The 22,024-nt window shown below is 59.4% G+C and carries 15 protein-coding genes; 6 read left to right on the top strand and 9 right to left on the bottom strand.

What is annotated here, in order from left to right; all coding sequences use genetic code 11:
* Nucleotides 1–71 precede the first annotated feature (71 nt).
* The 8 genes from HNQ81_RS09320 to HNQ81_RS09285 all read right to left on the bottom strand — a co-directional run bounded on the left by HNQ81_RS09320 (nt 72) and on the right by HNQ81_RS09285 (nt 11,521).
* Nucleotides 72–887: a transporter gene (locus HNQ81_RS09320; RefSeq protein ID WP_183350659.1), complete on the bottom strand. Its 816-nt coding sequence runs from the start codon at nt 885–887 to the stop codon at nt 72–74.
* 141 nt (nt 888–1,028) lie between these two features.
* Nucleotides 1,029–2,540, bottom strand: coding sequence for a DUF1254 domain-containing protein (locus tag HNQ81_RS09315; protein WP_183350657.1), 1,512 nt, complete (start codon nt 2,538–2,540; stop codon nt 1,029–1,031).
* Nucleotides 2,541–2,658: 118 nt separating this feature from the next.
* Nucleotides 2,659–5,040, bottom strand: coding sequence for an arylsulfatase (locus HNQ81_RS09310; protein ID WP_353740486.1), 2,382 nt, complete (start codon nt 5,038–5,040; stop codon nt 2,659–2,661).
* 195 nt (nt 5,041–5,235) lie between these two features.
* Complete coding sequence (locus HNQ81_RS09305) at nt 5,236–6,030, bottom strand: hypothetical protein (RefSeq protein ID WP_183350652.1); 795 nt, start codon at nt 6,028–6,030, stop codon at nt 5,236–5,238.
* 169 nt (nt 6,031–6,199) lie between these two features.
* Nucleotides 6,200–8,368 (bottom strand): TrbL/VirB6 family protein, encoded by a 2,169-nt coding sequence (locus HNQ81_RS09300; RefSeq protein ID WP_183350650.1) that lies wholly within the window; start codon nt 8,366–8,368, stop codon nt 6,200–6,202.
* 244 nt (nt 8,369–8,612) lie between these two features.
* A complete protein-coding gene (locus HNQ81_RS09295; protein ID WP_183350648.1) occupies nt 8,613–8,813 on the bottom strand; it encodes an outer membrane protein in 201 nt (66 codons plus the stop codon).
* 188 nt (nt 8,814–9,001) lie between these two features.
* Nucleotides 9,002–9,358: a putative quinol monooxygenase gene (locus HNQ81_RS09290; RefSeq protein WP_183350646.1), complete on the bottom strand. Its 357-nt coding sequence runs from the start codon at nt 9,356–9,358 to the stop codon at nt 9,002–9,004.
* A 138-nt stretch (nt 9,359–9,496) separates the two neighbouring features.
* On the bottom strand, nt 9,497–11,521 hold the full coding sequence (locus HNQ81_RS09285; protein WP_205240288.1) for a sigma 54-interacting transcriptional regulator: 2,025 nt from the start codon (nt 11,519–11,521) through the stop codon (nt 9,497–9,499).
* A gap of 388 nt (nt 11,522–11,909) precedes the next feature.
* Between HNQ81_RS09285 and rsmB the strand changes: the two genes are divergently transcribed.
* From rsmB to HNQ81_RS09255, 6 genes are all read left to right on the top strand, one after another.
* On the top strand, nt 11,910–13,286 hold the full coding sequence (gene rsmB, locus HNQ81_RS09280) for a 16S rRNA (cytosine(967)-C(5))-methyltransferase RsmB (protein WP_183350644.1): 1,377 nt from the start codon (nt 11,910–11,912) through the stop codon (nt 13,284–13,286).
* A 94-nt stretch (nt 13,287–13,380) separates the two neighbouring features.
* Nucleotides 13,381–13,971 (top strand): DUF6657 family protein, encoded by a 591-nt coding sequence (locus HNQ81_RS09275; protein WP_183350642.1) that lies wholly within the window; start codon nt 13,381–13,383, stop codon nt 13,969–13,971.
* Between the two features lie 48 nt (nt 13,972–14,019).
* Nucleotides 14,020–15,120 carry a M24 family metallopeptidase gene (locus tag HNQ81_RS09270; protein ID WP_183350640.1) on the top strand — a complete coding sequence of 367 codons (1,101 nt, stop codon included), beginning with the start codon at nt 14,020–14,022 and terminating at the stop codon, nt 15,118–15,120.
* Nucleotides 15,121–15,319: 199 nt separating this feature from the next.
* Nucleotides 15,320–15,652, top strand: coding sequence for a hypothetical protein (locus HNQ81_RS09265; protein WP_183350638.1), 333 nt, complete (start codon nt 15,320–15,322; stop codon nt 15,650–15,652).
* 84 nt (nt 15,653–15,736) lie between these two features.
* A complete protein-coding gene (locus tag HNQ81_RS09260) occupies nt 15,737–18,001 on the top strand; it encodes an aconitate hydratase (RefSeq protein WP_183350637.1) in 2,265 nt (754 codons plus the stop codon).
* Between the two features lie 226 nt (nt 18,002–18,227).
* A complete protein-coding gene (locus tag HNQ81_RS09255) occupies nt 18,228–19,532 on the top strand; it encodes a CBS domain-containing protein (RefSeq protein WP_183350635.1) in 1,305 nt (434 codons plus the stop codon).
* 67 nt (nt 19,533–19,599) lie between these two features.
* Here the strand turns inward: HNQ81_RS09255 and lon are convergent, their stop codons facing one another.
* Entirely contained in the window at nt 19,600–22,020 is a 2,421-nt protein-coding gene (gene lon / locus HNQ81_RS09250; RefSeq protein ID WP_183350633.1) for an endopeptidase La, read from the bottom strand.
* Nucleotides 22,021–22,024 lie beyond the last annotated feature (4 nt).

Raw genomic sequence — 22,024 nt, 5'->3', positions numbered from 1 at the left:
CTTACCGCAGTTTTTTTCCCCTGAAGAAATGCTCAGGCAACCTGTTGGCTGCAACAAAATGGCTCTTCCTGCTAGTTGGGAAACAAGAACGTCAACTGCGTCCTCAACCCCCAACCTTCGGGGCCGTTATCCGGCGATTCGGCCCAGTACTTCGCGCCCACGGAGAACTGGAGGATTTGCGGGCCAATTTTGAACATTTGCGAGACCTGGGCGATGAGCGGAACTGACCACGCCTCGGTTTCCCAGTCGTAGGTGGATTCCGTTTGGACCGCAAAGGTCGTCTTCGTTTTCGTGATGTAGCTGACAAACGGCTGCAGGAAGGTCGCATTGATGTCGCCCCGGTCGTCGTCACCGGCCACGGACCAGATATGGTTGGCCAGCATGCCGACAGTCCACGCGCCTGTCTGTTTCAGCGCCACCCCCGTCGGACCCAGCCCCCACTTTTCACCTCCAAGCATGTCATCAGACGCGGAAGGCAACAACTCGACCGGGCCAACGCCCCAGATCCAGCCCCCGGCGGTCGGCGCTTTTGGCGAGAAGAACTGGCTGGCGACGATATCGCCAAGTCCCGTCTTGTTCATTGCCTCAGCCGGGAAATCCTGCTGGTCGATGAAGGGCACAATGGTTCGGGTAATCATGTTCCATTCACTGGACAGCGAGATCGGGACAACCGGCTGAATGTTCAGCCGGCTGACCGAAGCGCCATCGTTCAAACCGCCGTACTCATCGTAGTTGTACTGTGCCGGCACACTGATCAGGCTGGCGATCGGATTCGCCAGCTTTTTGGCCAGTTCAGCCGCCTGATCACTCGACGCCTCATCGGCCGAAACACCACTCTTTATGGCCAAAACACAGACGATCACAACCAACACAACCTTGCTTGCCATTTTCATTTCTATTTTTTTTTATCCATGTTGTTTTTCCATTTTTTCATGTTCATCTCCTTATTTTTCAGATTTGAATCATCTATATTCCTTTCATTGCGTAACCATTGGTTCTATGGCCGGATTAACCGGCCGTTCCTCTGCTTATTGAATGAGTTCGATCTCACTGAGCTTCCAAGTCTTGTCAAACCATGGCTCGAGCGGGCCGTAAAGGCGGAAGAGCATGTTCCAGCCCTTGCCCGGGACCGTCTGAATCCAGTTGTTCTCCTTGCCGTCCGGCGCGTTCGGACCAAAGTAAACGTCAACCGAGCCATCCGCGTTGACCACCAGCCCCTTGTCCAAGCTGCTCACTTGGGGATAGTCCTGGTCAGTCTGGAGCATGGAGCGCGTCTGATTGTCATAGACGATCGCCGACCAGAAATCCTTCGCCGGGGCGTTGGGCAGCACGTGCAGGCGGTAGGTATTGCCGCCGTTCAGCGGAGCGCCCTGGGAGTCCACGATCCCCGCCGCATACTGGGAGCCTTTGCCGACCATCTTCTCTTCCATGGCAGGCGTTACGCCGGTCGCATAGAAATAGAAGAAGGCGGCTGCATCCAGATAGCTCACGCCGGGTTGCGACTGGAATCTGTACCCACCCAGCCACTGACGCCAGGTGCTGTTCGGATAATAGAAGGCCGCCGGAATCCGGCTCTGATAGGTGATCGTGCGCGCAGTGGCATCGCCCACCGCTGCCGCCTCGGTCAGGATCTTCTTCATGCGGGCATCCGGGGCGAACGGCTTGCCCTTCTCGATGCCGATGGAGGCAAAAAAGCCCAAGGTGACCGGGTCGAGCGACTCAACCGGTTCGTTCTGGACCACATAGTTGAGAAGCTCCCAGAACTTGTAATCCGCCGCCGCCACCGTACTGAAATCCCGGTTCGATACATTCACGAACACATTGGCCGGTGGATTGGCGGCCTGCGACAAGGGATAAATCCGCGTGAACTTCTTGAGATTCTCAATTGCGGGCTTGATGTCCCCTTTCACCGGCATGTTACGCCAGACCAGAATGGACTCAAACGTGGGGACTCGCACGACCAGGTATCCCTCCGGCACCTCGCCCTTATAGCCTGGAGGAAGCAGCAGGTATTTGCCTCCCTTGCCCTTGTCGGGTCCAACGATACCGATGTCGGTGACGTATCTGAACCAGAAGTCATCAATCATGCCCAGGGTCATCGGGGGCACTTCGGCCACCAGCGGGCCATCGTGCAGGTTGATCCATACCCACGTGTAGGGCGTGGTAGCGTTCGCCGTGAGAAAGATCGAACGGGCATTCATGTTGTCTTCAAACGTAGGGATCGTAACGTTCGCAGGCCCGACTTTCAGAAGCCCCTCACGCAGTCCGGTCATGTTCACCGGTGCCAACGCCAGGAGGTATGCCTGCACAGCCCGCTGGAAGTCGAGGTTGTTGTAGATCTTCTCAACGGTGGGTTTGTCGGGGAACCCGTCGAAGAACTTCAGCTCTCCCAGGCGCGTTTCCACACTTTCCGGTATGGCAATGCCCGGCGGAATGTCCGTGGTCATCTTCATCTTGGGCGATGCTGCCCAACCAGGTACCGCCATAATGCCAATCATCACCGTCGCGAGTACCGCGTTCCGCTCCCATGCTCTTTTCATGTGTGTGTTCCCCTTCCTTGGTAAAGTTTCATAGCGACCGGAATTACCCGGTTCATCTGCGGTGCAACTTGCCGCGCCCGAATGGGGAGAGCAGGCTCTCCCCCAACCGATTATCGATCTAATCAGCCATCACCTTCTTCTGCGTGGTCTCAGTACGGAGCTTGTTCTCCAGCGCTTTTTCCGCATTCTTCATTTCCTTCACTTCAACGGTGACCTTGGGGATTCTGCCGGTGAATTTCGATTTAGCTTCCGACCCGATCGACTCAACCACCGGTGTGGCAAGATCGATGCCGACATCGGCGGTTTCATCCGCCGAGAAAATCATGGGTTGGGTACGATCGACGCGGCCCTCCGCGACCTTCGTGTCGTTCACGAACAGCGAACCCGTGCCGCCCTTGCCCAGACCGCCGCCGTCATAGGCAAAGTCGAAACGGAGTGTCGACCTGCCGGGCTTCAACTTCTCCGTCGCCGCAATGGTGAAGCTCTGCAGGCCAAGAAAGTTGTAAGCGTAGGCAAGAGTGCCATCCTTGACGTAGAGGGCCCATCCGCCGAATCGGCCGCCCTGTGCAATGATGATACCGTTGGCCGTTTTCCCTTCCGGGACCTCAACCTCAGCAGTGATGATTTTGGACTTGTTCTTGATGTTGAGGAAGACGTTCTCGGTCATGCCCGTCATGCCTTCGGCCAGCGTGATCGAGGTTCGCCCGGCCATCAGATCGGGGCGGTTCACCAGTTCTGCGTTGACGCGCTCAAAAACGCGATCATCAAGAGGAAGCGCCTTGTTCTTCTCAGCCTCCTTCATGAACAGGGCCTGCAACTCCGCGAGCTTCTCCGGGTTCTTCGCCGCCAGGTCGTTCACCAGGCTGAAGTCATTGCGCGTGTCATACAGCTCCCAGATGTCTTCAGTCAGCGGACGGCGGGGTTTCATCTCCCATGGCGCCTTGTGGATGGTCCGGGCGAACCAGCCCTCGTGGTACATGGCACGGTTGCCGAACATCTCGAAGTACTGGGTACTATGCTTATCCTTTGCCTTGGCATCGTTGAAGCTGTAGGCCATGCTCACGCCATCCATCGGCCGCTGCTGCACGCCGTTGACCATCTTCGGCTCCGGCAAGCCGGCTGCCTCCAGAATGGTCGGAGCGACATCGATGACGTGGTGAAACTGTGTGCGACGCTCACCCTTGCTCTTGATCCCTTTGGGCCAATAAACGGCCATGCCGACCTTGGTCCCGCCGGGGTCCGAGGCCACCTGCTTGGTCCATTGGTAAGGGGTGTCCAAGGCCACGGCCCAGCCCGCGGCCATGTGCGGGTAAGTCTCTGGCCCGCCCCATTTGTCGACGGACTTGAGCATGTCCTCGACCTTCTCCGGTACACCGTTGAAATAGGTCATTTCGTTGAACATGCCGTTGGCGCCGCCCTCGGCGCTGGTGCCATTGTCACCGGCAACATAGAAGACCATTGTGTTATCGCCCTGGCCGGTGTCCTTCACCGCCTGGAGAAGCCGGCCGACCTCGTGGTCGGTCATTTCCAGGAAGGCGGCGAACACTTCGAACTGGCGGGCGAACAGGCGTTTCTGATCGGCTGACAACGTATCCCAGTCCGGGATCGCCTCTGGTTTGGGCGCAAGTTTTGTGCCCTCGGGGACAATGCCGAGCTTGATCTGTCGCGCCAGGATCTCCGCGCGCATCTTGTCCCAGCCCTGGTCAAATTTGCCCTTCCACCGGTCGATCCATTCCTGCGGGACGTGGTGCGGCGCATGCACCGCACCGGGGGCATAGTAAATGAAGAACGGCCTGTCTGGTGTCAGGGCCTTCTGGTATTTGACCCAGGCCACCGACTGGTCGGTCATATCGGTGAGGAAATGATACTTCGGGTCCTCGGGCAACTCGACCTGGTGGGTGCCGTCGTAGATGAACGGCGCCCACTGATTGGTCTCGCCACCCAGGAAGCCATAGAACTTGTCGAAGCCCTGGCGCGTTGGCCAGCGATCGAACGGCCCTGAGACACTGGCCTCCCAGGCCGCGGTCTCGTGCCACTTGCCGAACGCGGCCGTGCTGTAGCCGTTGAGGCGCAGCATTTCGGCGACCGGAGCGACCTCGTTGGGAATCTGGCCGGTATTGCCGGGAAATGCCGTACCTGTTTCGATGATCCCGCCCATGTTGTTGACATGGTGGTTGCGGCCGCTCTTAATCGCAGTGCGCGTCGGTGAGGAAACAGCGGTGGTGTGGAAGTTGTTGTAGATCAATCCCTGGCTGGCCAGACGGTCAAAGGTCGGGGTCGCGATCGGCCCGCCGTACGTGCTGGTTCCCGCAAAACCCAGGTCATCTATCAGCACGATGATCACGTTGGGAGCGCCGGCCGGTGCCTTGACCTCAAACCGATCCGGCGGCGTGGCCTTGCGGACGTCAAGCACGGTGCTGTTGGGGTTGGACGGTTCAGGGATCGGCAGAACAGTACGGTCCGGAGCCGCATGGGCACTGGTCGTTCCCAGACTTCCCATGAGCAAGGCGCCTGCGGTAGCACATGCTTTGAGGTGAGTAAATTTCTTGTCCTGCCTCTTCATGTTCTTCTCCTCTTCTGAAAATATCGAATAAATTTGGATCGCTTCTCACGGTTAGATGTTTCTCCTGTCGTTCACGTACATCTCCGAATCGTCGTATTGTTGTGCGGCTGGCTCAGCAAATCCGATAGCCTCCTAGAATCGGAACACCACACCCATTGCGGGTCCGCTGACAGCCATATCTTCGACGATCCCGTCCCCGTCCTGCTCGAAGCCCAGGTAGCGGTACCCAGCCTTGACATCGCCCCAGCCAAAGCGGTAGCCGATACCGGCGAACAACTGCCAGGTGAGATCCGAGTCACCGGTACCGATATCGGCATAGTAGGGAAGATACCAGTTCTCACTCAGGAAGATTGCTCCCCGCAGACCGATGAAACCGTTCCAGAAGTCCTTGGATTCCGACCGGTTCAGGCCGTAAGGCCCACCCAGGTTGAAGTCACCTTCGATATCGACGGAGAGGTAGCGTGCTCCGCCGATCAGGCCGAGCCGGCCCCAATCACCCTCGGCAAGGTCATAGCCGATGCCGGCGTTCACTATCCAGGAGGAGAAATCGAGATCGGCGGTGGCGTTGACCGGCCGCCCCGGTTCCGGGCCGATCTTCAGGCTGGTAGTGGCATCATCGCTCATGTTGAGATAGACCAGATCGGTGATGATCGCCCACTTGTCGTGACGGGCCTCAAGGGTGCCCATGAAGGCCATCTGCAGGTTGTCGAGAATATCCGAGGCGTCGACCTCCAGGTCACCCTCAGCCCCAGCCGGGCCAGGACTGATGATTGTGCCGTCCATGCCGGCATACCAGCCATACAGGGTCGTTTCGAATTGCCAACCGGTTTGGTCGCCGGCAGTGGCTGTTGCTGCCTGGCCAAACAGGGCCATGGCCGCGGCGGGAAGCAGCAGAAGAACCTTGTTGGTATTGTGGCGTGAAATCATATCGTGTTTCCTCCGCTTAGATGTTTTTTCTGCCTTTTTACGTTTCGATACTATTGCGTCATTGAACATCGTTTTTATCGATTAGAGATTTTCCTCGTCCAGCGTGACTTCTGCTCCGGCTGTCACCCTTACGACTGTATTGTCAACACGATACGATGGCGGTTATTCCTCATCTCGATCTTCTGTGCATCTGATTGCCGCGGCTCCTGGTGCCGGCCTGGGCATTGAGCTCGCGGGTGGCCTGTGGCCTGCTCGTCGACTGCCAGCCGCTGCCGGTGTTGGAACTCCAGTTGCCGGAGTTGTCACGTTTATAGACGTTCCCATCCCTGCCGGCATAGACATTGCCCTCCTTGTCTTTGACGGCGGCGCCCTGGCCCTTTCGGGTATCCCATGCCGCCGCTCCGCCCCCGCTGCTCGACTGGACGCCAACGGCTCCCGTGCCCCTGTTGGTCTGCACCGCCGCGGCACTACCCCGGTCATTGCTGCGATAGCCACCACGGGCAGCGTTGCCCGTTTGGGGGTTGTAGGCGGCAGCTCTCCCTGCCGATCCATAGGCGGTGTCGACCCGGGTGGCTGCAGCCCTGGTTCCGGTATACGGGTTGTAGGCCTGGCGGGTCGCAGCGCTGCCGCCCGGACCATAGGCATACGCTCCTCGGGAGTAGGTCCCGGTTCGTGGGTTGTAGGCCACGTGTGAACCGCCTCCGGCGTATGGTCCATAGGCGACACTCCCGGCCCGGTAGTAGCCACCGTGGTGATAATCGTAGCGAGCGCCCCAGCCGTACGAGTAGGGCACCGGATAATAGTGCTGGTGATGGCTGTCGGCGATCATCGCGCCGGCCACCATGCCGGCGCCGAACATCAGCACCCCGGTGGCCGCGACATACTCGCCGCTGTACCCGGCAGTCTGGGTGTAGACCACGGTCGTCGGCGTACTGCTCTGAACAACAACATAGGTCACGTTGTGGGTTGGGTGGGACGGAGGAATGGTGTAGATAGCCGCTGGAACATTCGTGCAGTAGGCCCAGGGACCGTTTGCGCTGCTGCTGGAGTACCAGACACCGGCATAACAGCAATAGTAGCTGCCGTTGACCAGGAAAACCGCGTTGGTTGAGTTGACGGCATATTTGACCGGTGTCGTTTCGATGACCTGAAACTGCGGCTGGCCGACGTATGTCACCTGCACTGCCGGCGGGGCGTTAGCGGAGATGACGGTCTTGGTCGGAATCGAGGCGAGCAGTACGGCATCCTTGGCCTCGGTTGTGCCGGGTACCGAGGATTTGACGTAGGCAGCCGGATTGTCATCGGGAATCCGAGCGAAATCGGCGGGCAGGTCAGTGCTTGCCCCCGACCATCGTCCTTCCAGGGAGTTCGCTCTGAACCAGCGGCCGGCAACCAGCAGATAATGGTGCCGGTCGCCGGTATGGAGGAACAGCGTCGATTCGGTGTTCGTCACCCGCATCAATCCGGTGCCGGCGACAGGGCTGTACGTGGGGTCCCCCTTGGTCAGGATCAATTCCGCCGGTTCGGCGCTGATATAGATCGCCGGAGGCGTTGATATCCGTTTACCGGGGACGTGTTTCCGTACTTCGGACCAGTTCTCGTCCGGCGGCAATGAAGATAAACCGCGGGGGAGATTCCCCGTCGGCAACCACGGCCCGCGGAGGGCATCGGTTGCCAGCAGCCAGTTGTCTCCGTTGAGGAGATAATACTGCTGCTTGGTGGCGTCATAAAAGACCGGCCAGTTGGCATTCAATGCAAACATCAGATCGGGTTTATCCTTCACCACCGGCTGCAACTGGGGATCGCCCTGGAACATCAGCAGGATGGCCGGCCGGCTGCTGAAAAATATCCGGGGCGGGTCGAGATTCAGCTGGACAACCTGCTGCTGCTGGTGCTTGGCGGGGTCAATGTAGACGAGAACCCGATCGAGCGACAGCGTCAAGGGCTGACCAGGCGGGTGCAGCTCATCTACCGTCCGGCGCAGCGATTGTGCCTCGGAATCGGAGGTGTTAGGAAAGCGCAGCTCACGGGTTTTCGGCAGCAGCGCCACCACCCGGTTGGCCTGGTCGACAACGGTTTCCGCCTCGATCTCCGCCACTCCGAAACGCTCTTTGGCACCCTTACCGGTCTTGACCGATATGGCGCAGCGGAAATGCAGGGCCCTGTAATCCGTCCAGGAATCGACCTGGGGCTGGTAGATCAACAGTTCCCTGCCATCGGCCTGCAGCAGTCGCGGCCAGCCGGGATCGGCCGGCTCGGAGGCGATGCTCATTGTCGCCGGGGATGCCATCATCCAGAACATCACGGCCATGATTGTGCGGAAGGTCCAGTGTCGCATGATATGTCCTTTTTCCGGTGAGATGGTTTTTCAAAAGAAGCAGCTGCCGATTTCCGAATCTCTCATTCTTGTCACACAGTCCTCAGCCGGAGATGCAGATTGCCAAGGACGAAATATCAACCCTTGATACACGTCTACTGACTCATTGCCACTTTCTATACCGGCAATCGGATAGCACTCTCTGTAATCTGGTGTGTCTGACGATAGACTCCGGTGGCAGGCCGGAACCCCCCCGGCGATCCTTTTAAAACATGAATTTCAGAGAGAGCACGAGATTGCTGCTGGAAATGTCTTCCACTTCGATCAGGTTATAGGAGATATTATCGGTTGCCAGGTACTCGTATGCCAGTTCAGTTCCCCAGTTGTCGTTGAACTGATAGGATGCACCGGCCGCCAGTCTGTATGCGAACACAGTCTCGTCAACCTCGTAGTCGTAGACGCTCACGGTATATCGACATATCCGTTGAGCATCAGGGAATCGATCGTCGTGTCTACATTCTTGAATGTTCTTCCTCCGACTCCCCTGTCCTCGAAGTTGTTGATATCGTTTTCCTGCGTGGCAATTTCGGCTTCAAACCTGAGCCATCCGAAACTCCTGCCGAGAGCAGCCCGAAACCGTATCCCTCTTCACTGTCAAGTCTCCTTGGTGCTGTTTTCGGTGACCGGATTCAGGACCCTGGCCTGCTCGACCAGACTCAGACCACCCAGCTCTTTCACTTCAAGAAACTCGAACGTGGGTTGGCCCCGCGACAGCTCGATCACCTCCAGTATCTGGCGGTAGAGGGGCGAACGCAGATGCCTGTCAAGAGCTTCGCGTGTGCGCCATCGCTCCATATAGCAGATCGACCTGCCCGTTATCGCCTCGACCGTGAGGAAACAACCCTGGCAATCAGCCTTGGTGGTAACGACCCCCTGCATCGAATCGAGGACGTCGATGATCTTCGATTCATCTCCCGGAAAGGGGTATATGGTGATGAGGGAAAGAAGCATAAGTGAAATATTGCAAAAGAAGCTCCATTTTGGAGCATACTGCAAATATTTACCTATGTACTTGATTTAAGGATTTTTTATATCGAGCGAGCGAATGCAGAGGCGGGTGGATGAAGCAAATGGTTGAAATATCATCCCCTAGAGAGACGAGATATCACCCCGGAGCTTTATAGCGTTGCATTGTATGTTCAGTTTACGCATGCGTGAATACAAGGTGGACGGATGAAGCCCCAGAATTTCAGCCGCCCCGCCTTTTCCTTTAATTTTTCCAGAAGTGAACCCGATGGCGTCCTGAATGTGCCGGCATTCAACCTCCTCAAGAGTCATTATCGAAGGATGCAAGGGGCGAGGTGGAGCCAAATCAAAATGCGTCAAATCAAGCGATTTTCCTTGACTGGTGATCATGGCCCGCTCAACGACGTTGCGGAGTTCACGAACGTTTCCCGGCCAGGAGTAGGCCATGAGCCTGGCCATGTCCTGACTGGCAATTCGACTGATCTTCCGCCCCATATTCTGACCAAACTCACTTACGAATTTCCACACCAACGGCGGAATATCCTCGACACGATCCCGTAGCGGCGGCACCTGAATGGGAAAGATGTTCAGGCGATAATAAAGATCACGACGAAACCGGCCCTCCTCGACCTCCTCGTAAAGATTGCGATTGGTGGCGGCGATGATACGCACATCGACCTTGATGCTGACGGGGCTGCCGAGTCGTTCAAAAACCCCATTCTGCAGCGCTCGCAGCAACTTGGCCTGCGTCTCCAGCGGCATTTCGGCGATCTCATCGAGAAACAAGGTCGATTCGTGGGCTAATTCGAACCGCCCCTTCTGCCGGCTGAGTGCACCGGTAAAGGCGCCCTTTTCCCGACCGAAAAGTTCACTCTCGATGAGTGCCGACGGCAACGCCGCACAGTTCACCGTGACCATCAACCGTTTGCTTCGATCGCTGAGTCGATGGATAGCCTGGGCGACCAACTCCTTGCCGGTGCCTGTTTCCCCTTGGATGAGCACTGTACTGCCGGTGTTGGCAACCTGCTCAATATGCAATTTAACGCCCTGCATGGCAGAACTGACACTGAGAAAACTATATTTATCTTCGTTGAGTCCGACCTCTGATCGCAATAGAGTGTTTTCATGTTCGAGCAATTCACGCAGTCTGTTAATTTCTCGAAACTGTTCATGAAGCTTGTGCTCCATCTGCTTCCGTGAAGTGATATCCGCAGTCACGCCTACCAGATACTTGGACGCAGTTGCCCCCTTCTGATGAACGCGACCTCGAGACAGCAGCCAGCGAATTTCCCCATCGGCTCTTGGTAACCGGTATTCCACGTATGATTCCGTATCAGCATCAATGGCTTTGTCGACTGTCTCGACAACCAGGCTGCGATCGTCGGGATGAATCTTGTCGAGCAAATTGGAGAGGGTTATCTGTTCATCCTGGCCAAACTCAAACAGTACTTTGGCACTGTTGGTTGCCCATATGTTTCCGGTGACCGGATCCAACTCCCAGAGTCCGACCTCGGCCGAAACAGCCGCTATCTCGAGACGAGCCTGATAAATTTCCAATGATCGGAACACATCGCGTCGATCCAGGGCACTGACGAATATCTCCCCGAGGAGCCGCAAAGAGGTAATCAAAGGTTCAGGCCAAGTCCATTGTTGCTTCACTGCATGCACCACGATGAGATGATGAACGCGGTGACCGATGAGCAGGGGGATGGTCAATGATGATTGTACGCCCATTTGGGCAAAGGATTGCTTATCTGTTGCTGCTTCCGCGGGCAAGGAGTCCAGGCTGGTTATAGCCACCGTTGTACAGTCCCTGACAAGTTGACGGTAACTCCATGGAAACAGTTGCGAGAGATCGATCGTATTGGGTACGACCTCCACATCTACATCAAACCAGGCGTGTGAGATTTTTACTTTGCAGATTCCTTCCGAGACTTCGAGCAGCCCGCCGCGACTCAGTTTCAGCAGCTGGATGATTTCTTGGAGGGAGGAGTAAATGACCTCGTCGAGAGTGTCGGTGGAAGTTTTCAGGATGCGTGCAGAAACTGCGGGAATGAGGAGTTCCAACTGACGGATCAGATTGTACCCTTCCTCACCTGCGGAATTTTCGTCCAACCTGCCCTGGGACTGGTTCATTAATACTTCCATGGAACTTCCTGTCCGCGTCGCACAAAGAATGAGTCAATACGCATCGGCAAAGCCGGTGAGTGATATGGCCGGTACATGGATTATCCACCAAGCGGCTTTTCTCGGAAACTGCATTTTTTCAATCGTTTGCAGTGACACAATCCGAGTAAAAGTGACATCTGCTGCCGTTATAAACCATCCAATTTCATAATATCACAATCGTTTCATGCCGAGCAACCAGTGATCTCATTGAAAAACGGGGTATCCATTTTGGAGAAATACTTTCCGTTTGCTTTTCCTCCTCTTCCCAGGTAACTGTAGAAACGCATCGCCGTTGCTCTCCAATCTGCGTTCTCTTCGCCGTTCATCACAACTTCGCGCCTCAACCCTCACCCGACCGCCAGCACCCGTGCCCAGGATACCGCAAAAAAACCGGAAACCCCCGAAAACCGCCCGTTATGCCGCCATTGAAACCCTCTGCCGGATGGAGCGCAGCCGTTCTCCGGTCAAGCCGCTGCTGGAGGGGATCGGCGTCGAGTGCCGAGTGCCGGCGGCTGACCGCGGCCTGGCAATGACCATCGTTTACGGGGTCCTGCGCCACCGCCAATATCTGGAATCCCTGATGGACCGCCTCTGCCGCCACCCCCGCCACAAGTTCGACCCTTTCATCCTCCACAGCCTGGAAGTCGGGCTGTTCCAACTCCTCCGCCTCGACCGCATCCCGCAATCGGCGGCGGTCAACGAAACGGTCCAGGCGGTGAAGGCGGCAGGCCTGCCTCAACGGCTCCAGGGATTCGTCAACGGCATCCTGCGGGAAAGCATCCGGCAGCGGCCGACCCTGCCCGGGATCGACACCGATCCTCAATCGGGCCGGCCCTGGCTCAACCATCCCGCCTGGCTCACGAACCGCTGGCGGCAACGGTTCGGGGAGGACGAGATGCGCCGCATCTGCGCCAGCAACAACGAAGAACCTACCCTGGTACTGAAGATCAACGGAACCGCAACGACGCGGGAGCAGTACAGGATGAGCCTCACTTCGGCCGGCATTGCCTGCCGCGACGGCCTTTTCGCCCCGCAGGCCCTCGCCCTGCCCGACTGCCAGGGCGCCATCCCCCTCCTCCCGGGATATGCCGCCGGCCACTTCCTGGTCCAGGACGAGGCGACCCAGCTCGCCCCGCTGCTGCTCGGCCCTTTCCGTCCCGGGGGACGCTATCTCGATGCCTGTGCCGGCCTCGGCGGCAAGACCTGTCATCTCATTGAACTGGAACATGATCTTGCGCTCCGGATCACCGCCATCGAACCGGACCCGTACCGCTACCGGAAACTGGGCGAAAACCTGCAGCGCCTGTACCCCGGTACCGGCTGCACGACCCGGCAGTGTACCCTCCAGGACCTCGTTGCCGCCGGTGATGGTCCCTTTGACGGCATCCTGGTCGACGCCCCCTGCTCCGGCACCGGCGTCACCGGCCGGCACCCGGACATCCGCTGGAACCGGACGGAGGCGGACCTTCTCCGTTACCAGGCGACCCAGCTGGAACTCCTCGACCAGGCTGCCGCCATGACGGCCGCGGGCGGAATCCTGGTGTATGCCACCTGCTCCCTCGAACCGGAAGAGAACGAAGAGGTCATCCGCCTCTTTCTCCTCCGCCACGACCAGTTCCGGCTCACCGATCCCGAACCGCTGCTGCCGTCCGCCGCCGGCCGGTTTATCGCCGATCGCTGCTTCGCCCCCCGGCCCGACGCCACCATCGACGGCTTCTTCGCCGCCCGAATGGTCCGCCGCTGACCGTCATGCTTTTCCTTTGCCATAGCCACCATGCTGTTGTACATTTTACCGGATCGACAGCACATCACTCAATCTTTTGACAGACAGGTCTTCAATGGCAGAAATCAAGAGCACCCTCGAAATGGTCCTGGAGCGGGCCGCACGGATGACCGCCTCCTCCACCACACAATCCGACAATGAGGAATTCCAGAAAAAGGGGATGCGGCTGGCCGCCGATTTCCTCAACGGCAAGGTCACCGATCTCGCTGCGGCGCCGGCGGAAAATGGCCAGGCTGAAGCAGCCGCCATCCGCCAGGGCATGGTGGATACGCTGCTGCGCAACATCACCCTGCCCCGCGACGAGCAACTGAAGGCCACCAGCCTCCTCGCCCTCAAGGGCGTCATCAGTCTGGGCGGCGCCCAGCTCGCAGCGATCTGCGCCGAACTGCAGCAGCTGCTCGAGCAGTACGGACAGCACCGGGAACAGACCATCAAGCAGCTCGATGACGCCATCAGAACGCAACTCGGCCAGCAGATGGCCCGCAGGGGAGGCGAGGCCCCTGCGACCGCCTCGCTCAATCCGGCGCTGCATCCGCAATATCGGGAAGAACTGGCGCGGATACAAGGGGATCTCAACAATCAGTACACCCAGGCCCTCGACCAGCGCAAGGAACTGATCCGGCAGACCTTCGCCACCCTGCACTGACCCGACCTCACCCCGCCTGCTGAAAACAATCCACTGGATCTCCCCCTCATGGACTATGCGAAGCGGATAAAGAGACTGCAGGCGGGCCTCCGGCGCCAGCAGATCGACGCCATCCTCATCACCCAGCCCGAAAACCGGCGCTATCTGTGCGGCTATACCGGGAGTGATCACGGGATCGCCGAGACCTCCGGCGTCCTGCTCATCCCGGCCAAGGGCGGGGTGTATCTGCTGACTGATTTCCGCTACCGCCTCCAGGCCGAGCAGGACGTGCCCTGGGCGACGGTGGTGCTCTACCCCCGCGGTCTGCCGAGGCTTCTGCTCCGCCTGCTGCCGGATCTCGGGGTCAGAAAACTGGCCTTCGAAAGCCACTACACCCTGCACTCGACGGCGACGATGCTGGCGGAAGGACTGGCCAAGGCCGGGATCACCATGGTCCCCCTCAGGGGGCTGGTCGAGAACATGCGGTTGATCAAGGACGAGGAAGAAATCGACTGCATCCGCCGCTCGGTCAGGCTGAACGAACAGGTGTTCAGTGAAATCTTCCCCGCCATCCAACCCGGCCGGAGCGAGATCGACATCGCCCTGGCGATCGAAACGGCGATGCGGCACCATGGAGCGGAGCAGCCGAGCTTCCCGTCGATCGTCGCCTCGGCCGACCGCAGCGCCCTGCCCCACGCCGTCCCCGGGGTCCTGCCGGTCGAAAAGAACCGCCCGCTGACGATCGACATGGGCCTGGTCCTGAACGGCTACTGCTCCGACATGACCAGGACCTTCGTCCCCGGCCGGGCCGATGACCGTTATCTGGAGCTGCACCGTCTGGTGCGGCGGGCGCAACTGGCCGGGATGGAGGCGATCCGGGCCGGAGTCAGGGCCAGCGCGGTCGACCGGGCGGCCCGCGCCATCATCGCCGGGGCCGGCTACGGCGACGCCTTCGGCCACGCCCTCGGCCACGGGGTCGGACTGGCGGTCCACGAGGACCCCCGCCTGTCATCGCTGAACCACAAGCAGCTTCGGGCCGGCATGGTGGTTACCGTCGAGCCCGGCATCTATCTTCCCGGCTGGGGCGGCATCAGGCTCGAAAACATGGTGGTCGTCCGTGACGAGGGTTGCGAAAACCTCAATGCCGACACGACCTGGCTCGACCTGTAATCCGGCCCGGGTTCCTGGCCTCGGCTTCAGCGAAATGCGCCCATTATCAACAACAATCGCCGACTTTTTATAGCTTTTTTTGCCCCGGGCGGATACCTTTGCCGACTGGAAACGGGCAGGCCGCTGCCGCCGTTCCCAGCCACCGACCTGCCCCGGTTATCCTTATCCTCAACCCCCACCACGAATTCCGGAATACACGATGCGCCAGATAGTCATTGATGAATTGTCGCCGATGGAAAGAGACAATATAGATTCCTACCTCAAGCGAAACCTTCGCCAGGGGCCGGTGATCGGTCTCTACTGGCTGCCGCTGCCTGCCGACCTGCTGTCACCGCTCCAGCTCGAGCACCGGCAGTGCAGCCCTTTCCATATCGGCATCGAAGTGGAAAGGGACAAGGTCCGCTTCGAATTCCTGGTCCGCAGCACCGGCAACCTGCACTGCCCCTGTACCGCCTACGCCACTCCCGGACAACGCCAGTTTATCATCGATTTCATCGATCGGATGCTCGCAGAGGAACAGATCCGGGCCTGACCCCGACCCCTCCCAAAGCTGTTGTTCAGCACGATTCCCTGTCGTCGATAGCGACAGGGCTTTTATTGTATCAGGAGATCTCCGATGACCTCAGTCGATTCAACCGCCGCCTATATTGAAACAGTGTACCGGAAAATGGCAACCGCTCTCGCCATCGTCCGCCAAAGATTGGCCCGCCCCCTGACCTATACCGAAAAGATCCTCTACGGCCACCTCGACGCCCCGGCCGAGACGGAGCTCGAGGCCGGCCGGTATATCAAGACCAGGCCGGACCGGGTCGCCCTCCAGGATGCAACGGCCCAGATGGCCATCCTCCAGTTCATGCTCGCCGGCAAGGACGAGGCCGCGGTGCCGGTGACCATCCATTGCGACCACCTGATCCGGGCCCACCGGGGAGCGGGCCCCGATCTGTCCCTCGCCCGCAATGAGAATCGGGAGGTCTACGACTTCCTGACCTCGGCCTCCCAGCGCTATGGCTTCGGCTGCTGGCTGCCGGGGGCCGGCATCATCCATCAGGTCATCCTCGAACGCTACGCCTTTCCCGGCCTGATGATGCTCGGCACCGATTCCCACACCCCCAACGCCGGCGGCCTCGGGGCGTTCGCCTCCGGGGTCGGCGGCGCCGACGCCGTCGATGTGATGGTCGGCATGCCCTGGGAAGTGCTCCACCCCCACATCGTCGGCGTCCACCTCAAGGGTCGGTTGCACGGATGGACCGCCCCGAAGGATATCATCCTCCGGCTCCTGGCCGTGTTGACCTGTGCCGGCGGCACCAACCGGGTCTTCGAATACTTCGGCGACGGCGTCGAGAGCATCTCCGCCACCGGCAAGAGCACGATCTGCAACATGGGGGCGGAACTGGGGGCCACGACCTCGCTGTTCCCGTTCGACCGGCGCATGCAGCTGTATCTTCAATCCTGCGGCCGCAGGGAGGCCGCAGAACTTGCCGGGCAACATGCCGATCTGCTCCGGGCCGATCCCGAGGTGCTTGCCGATCCGACGCGCTATTTCGCCGAGGTCATCGAAATCGATCTCGACGCGCTCGAACCGCATGTCGTCGGCCCCCATTCGCCCGACAGGGCAACGACCGTCAGCGGCATGGCCGCCCACGTCGCCGCCGGGGGATATCCGGAAAAGGTATCCTACGCCATGATCGGATCCTGCACCAACTCCTCCTACGAGGATATGGAAAAAATCGCGGCGATGGCCGGACAACTCGCCGACCGCGGTCTGCGGCTGAAGACGCCGCTGCTGATCACCCCCGGATCGGAACAGGTGCGGGCGACGATCGAACGCGACGGCCAGCTGGCCAGGCTCGAAGCGGTCGGGGCGACGGTCCTCGCCAACGCCTGCGGGCCCTGCATCGGCCAGTGGAACCGAGAGGGCCTGGAGAAGGGGACGAAGAACTCGATCATCACCTCCTACAACCGTAACTTCCCCAAACGCAACGACGGCAACCCCGAGACCTGCTGTTTCATCGCCAGTCCCGAGACCTGCCTGGCCTACGCCATCCACGGCGACTTCAGCCGCGACCCCTATACCACCGAGATCAAGGCCGCCGACGGCAGCACTTTCCGGCTCAACCCGCCGCAGGCCGTCCATGAGGTGCCCGAAGCCGGATTCGTCCGCGACGTCGCCGGCTTCCTCGCCCCCCTCGAGAACGGGGGACGCACCGAGATCAAGATCAGACCGGAGTCGGAGCGCCTGGCAATCCTCGACCCTTTCCCGCCCTGGAGCGGCGCCGATTTCCGCAACCTCCGTCTGCTGCTGAAGGCCAGGGGCAAATGTACGACCGACCATATCTCGCCGGCCGGCCCCTGGCTGCGGTTCCGGGGACACCTTGACAATATCTCCAACAATATCTTCAACGGCGCAGTCAACGCCTTTACCGGCGAGGCGGGCAAGGCGGTCAACGGGATAAACGGCGAGATCCAGCCCTACAACGAAATCGCCAGGGCCTACAAGACGGCGGGAGAAAGCTGGGTCGCGGTCGGAGACACCAATTACGGCGAGGGCTCGTCACGGGAGCATGCGGCGATGAGTCCGCGCCACATGGGCGGACTGGCGGTCATTACCAGGTCCTTTGCCCGCATCCATGAGACCAACCTGAAAAAGCAGGGCATCCTGCCCCTGACCTTCACCCGGCCCGAGGATTACGATCTGGTCCAGGACGGCGACCGGATCGATCTCCTCGGCCTCACCGAACTGGCGCCCGGCAGTACTGTCCGGCTGGTCCTCCACCATCGCGACGGCTCGATCTCGGACAGCGTCCTCAACCACTCCCTCAACGCCGAGCAGATCGCCTGGTTCAAGGCGGGTTCGGCGCTCAATTTCCTGCGGCGGGCGTGACATATCCTTTGTCCCCGGGGAATCACCGCCGGGGACAAGGGCTTCCGAACAATCTAAAGCCGCATCAATCTTTTACGTCCATTTATCTGCCGGCTGCAGGCCTTTTCCCATTGTCAAAAAAACGGTGTATTCTATGATATGCAGAACGTGGCGGCAGGGGCCGGGAGACCGACCGTGATTGATCATATTGCCTCCACATTCCGGAAGACAGGCACTTCATAACCCCATGCAAATCATAACTACTCATAAAAACACAGATTTCGATGGCCTCGCATCGGTCATCGCCGGGACTCTGCTCTACCCCAATGCGATCGGCGTGATTCCGAAGATGGTCAATCCCAATGTCGCCCGCTTCCTGTCGACGCATAAGACGGCCTTCGACCTCATCCTGCCGCATGAGGTCGAACACGACCTTGTCGACACTCTGGTCGTCGTCGATACCGACAGGTGGCAGCGGCTGGACCGGATGGACAAACTGAAGAACCGCAAGGATCTTGAGGTTCACCTCTGGGACCACCACATGAACGGTGGGGATATCCATTACCACTGGTCCCGCCAGGAGGCCATCGGCGCCACCGTCACCCTGATGGTGCGGGAACTGAAAAAACGGGTCATGACCCTGTCGCCGCTGGTGTCGACGGTCATGCTGATCGGGCTGTATGAAGACACCGGCCACCTCACCTACACCTCGACCACCGCCGAAGACGCCCACGCCGCCGCCTATCTCCTGGAAAACGGGGCCGATCTCCATGTCGCCGGTTTTTTCCTCAACCCCCCCTACGAGGAGAAACAGAAGGAGATACTTTTCGAGCTGATGAAGGAGACCGACAAACGCCGGCTCAACGACAGTTCAGTGGCCATCAACGTCGTCAGGCTCAACGACAAGGTCGTGGCGCTGGCCAACGTCGTCAACATGTACCGCAAGATCATCAACGTCGATGCCGTCTTCGTCATCTTCGCCAACGAGACCGACACCAGCAGCTCGGTCATCGCCCGCAGCGGCGTCGACCGCATCGACGTCGGCCAGATCATGAAGTCCTTCGGCGGCGGTGGCCACTCCGGGGCCGGATCGGCGACGGTCAAGTTCAAGGAGTATGCCCCCGAGGCGCTGAAGCAGGCGATCATCGACCGGATCGAAAGGGGCCGGAAAGAGGCGGTCAAGGTCGCGGACATCATGTCCTTTCCGGTGACGACCGTGCCCCCCGACACCACGATGCGCGAAGTCCATGCGATCATGGCCGAACAGAAGATCAGGGGGGTGCTCGTCGCCGAAAACGGGGATCTGCAGGGGATCATCGTCCTCTGGGATTTCAAGCGGGTCAGACAGGAAAGACAGTGGGACAGCCCGGTCAAGGCCTTCATGGCCCGCGACATCGCGACCATCGCCCCCGATGCCCCGCCGACCAGGGCGGCGCAGATCATGGTCACCAACAATATCGGCCACGTCCCGGTAGTCCTGGACGGCGAGGTCATCGGCATCGTCACCCGCACCGACATCCTGACCTACTACTACGACCTCCTCCCCGACTGATCCCAGCGCGAGTGCGAGGCCAATGACCCGGTCACAACCTGCGAAACCGGGTCATCCACTGCGTTTTTCAGTGAAAACAGAACTTCAGGACATCCCTGAAAGTCGCGACATAATGGGGGGTAATCCCCTCCCGGATATGGGCCGGCAGCAGATCGAAGTCCTCCCTGTTCTCCTTCGGCAGCAGGACCTGGGCGATCTTGGCGCGGGTCGCGGCGATGATCTTTTCCTTGACGCCGCCGATCGGCATGACCAGACCGCTGAGGGTCAGTTCGCCGGTCATCGCGGTGCTGGCCGGCAGCGGCTTGCCGACGGCGAGCGAGTAGAGGGAACAGGCCATGGTGATACCGGCCGAGGGGCCGTCCTTCGGCGTGGCTCCGGCCGGAACATGGAGGTGGATGAAATTCTTGGCGAAGAATTCCGTCGCCTCCTTGTTGTCCTGCAGCAGTGAGCGGACATAGCTGTAGGCAATCTCCGACGATTCGACCATGACCTGGCCCAGCTGGCCGGTCTGCTTGAAACCGGGCTGGCCGGTCGGCACCGGGATCGACTCGATGTGGAGGGTCGCCCCGCCCATGCTGGTATAGGCCAGTCCCGTCACCACCCCGATCCGCGGCTTCTTGTAGGCGTGATCCTCGGTGAAGAGTTTCTTGCCGAGCAGCTCGGTCAGATCGTCCTTGCCGACCCGCATGGTCTTCTGCGGATCCTTGACGATCTCCTTGATCGCCTTGCGCATGATCTTCTTGATGCAGTTCTCCAGCCCACGCACCCCGGCCTCTCTGGCGTAACTGTCGACGATGGCGGTCAGCACCGGTTTCGGGAAGACGACCTGGTCCTTGGTCAGTCCATGGAGCTTCAGCTGTTTGGGAATCAGGTGGCGTCTGGCGATCTCGACCTTTTCCGCCATGATATAGCCGGGCAGACGGATGACCTCCATACGGTCGATCAGCGGGCCAGGGATGGTTTCCATCTGGTTGGCCGTACAGATGAACAGGACCTTGGAGAGATCGAAGCGGACATCGAGGTAATGGTCGAGAAAATCCTTGTTCTGCTCCGGATCGAGGACCTCCAGCAGGGCCGAGGCCGGATCGCCGTGGAAACTGGCGCCGATCTTGTCGATCTCGTCGAGCATGATCAGCGGGTTGGCGGTCTTGCAGGTCTTGATCGCCTGAAGGAACTTGCCCGGCATCGCCCCGATATAGGTCCGCCGGTGGCCCTTGATTTCCGCCTCGTCCCGCATGCCGCCGAGGGAGAAACGGTAGAATTCGCGGCCCAGGCTCCGGGCGATCGACTGCCCGACCGAGGTCTTGCCGACGCCTGGGGGACCGATGAGGAGGATGATCGATCCCGAGATGTCCCCCTTGACGATGCCGACCGAGATCAGTTCGAGAATCCGGTCCTTGACATCCTCCAGGCCGTAGTGATCGTTATTGAGAATTTCCGCGGCCTTGTCGATATCATAGTTATCTTCGGTGTAGACCCCCCAGGGCAGGATCGTCAGCCAGTCGAGATAGGTCCGGCTGACGTTGAACTCGGCCGAGGCCGGGCCGAGCAGCCGCAGTTTCTCCAGTTCGTCCTGAATCCGCTCCCTGGCCTCATCGGACAGCACGAGTTTCTTCAGCCGCTGCTGGAATTTATCGATCTCGCTCTCGCCCTCATCCTTTGCCAGGCCGAGCTCCTTCTTGATCTCCTGCAGCTGCTGCTTGAGGAAAAACTCACGCTGCTGCTTCGACAGCTGGTCTTCTATGCGTTTGGAGATCTGGGCCTTCAGCTTGGTGATCTCCAGTTCCTTTTTCAGCAGGACCAGGGACGCCTCGATCCGCACCCGGACTTCGCGGGTTTCGAGGATCTGCTGAATCTCGGTGCCGGAGGAGGTCGTCATCGAGGCCGAAAAGTCGGCCAGGGCGCTGGGATCACTGAGGTTGATCCGCTCGATCAGCAGCGACAGACCTTCCTTGAACAGGGGGTTGAGATTGACCAGCTCCTTGATGCAGTCGATGATTGCCACGGCGTAGGCTTTTATTTCCTCGGTATTTTCCGGCTTGCCGTCAAGCCAGTATTGGACGTCGGCCTGGAACACCCCTTTGATCCGTTCGACCTCGACGACATCGAAACGCTCCAGGGCCTGAACCAGCAGCTGCATCGGCGCCCCCGGCTTGGCTACCGATACCTGCAGGACCCTGACGACGACCCCCACCTTGAAGAAATCATCGCCGTTCTGCGGCATGCGGGGCAGCGAATCTTCGGAGGGTTGGGTGAGCAGAAGCCCAAGGTAGAGCGGCGCGTTCTTGTCCTCGACATCCATCAAGGCCTGCTGCAGAGCCGGATCCTCAATTATGATCGGCCCCATCATTTTCGGAAACAGCGGCCGATCATGCAGCGGGATGATCAGCAGGCGTTCGGGAAGCTTGTCCTCGGCAACGATCAGAGACTTGCCGTCATTCTCAACATCATCCATTTCAGGGGTCAGTACGGTCGGTTGGTCTGCCATTTTT

Source organism: Desulfoprunum benzoelyticum, assembly GCF_014201505.1.
Classification (GTDB): domain Bacteria; phylum Desulfobacterota; class Desulfobulbia; order Desulfobulbales; family Desulfocapsaceae; genus Desulfoprunum; species Desulfoprunum benzoelyticum.
Note: the sequence above shows the minus strand (reverse complement) of the source record. Positions and strands in the feature narration are given on the sequence as shown.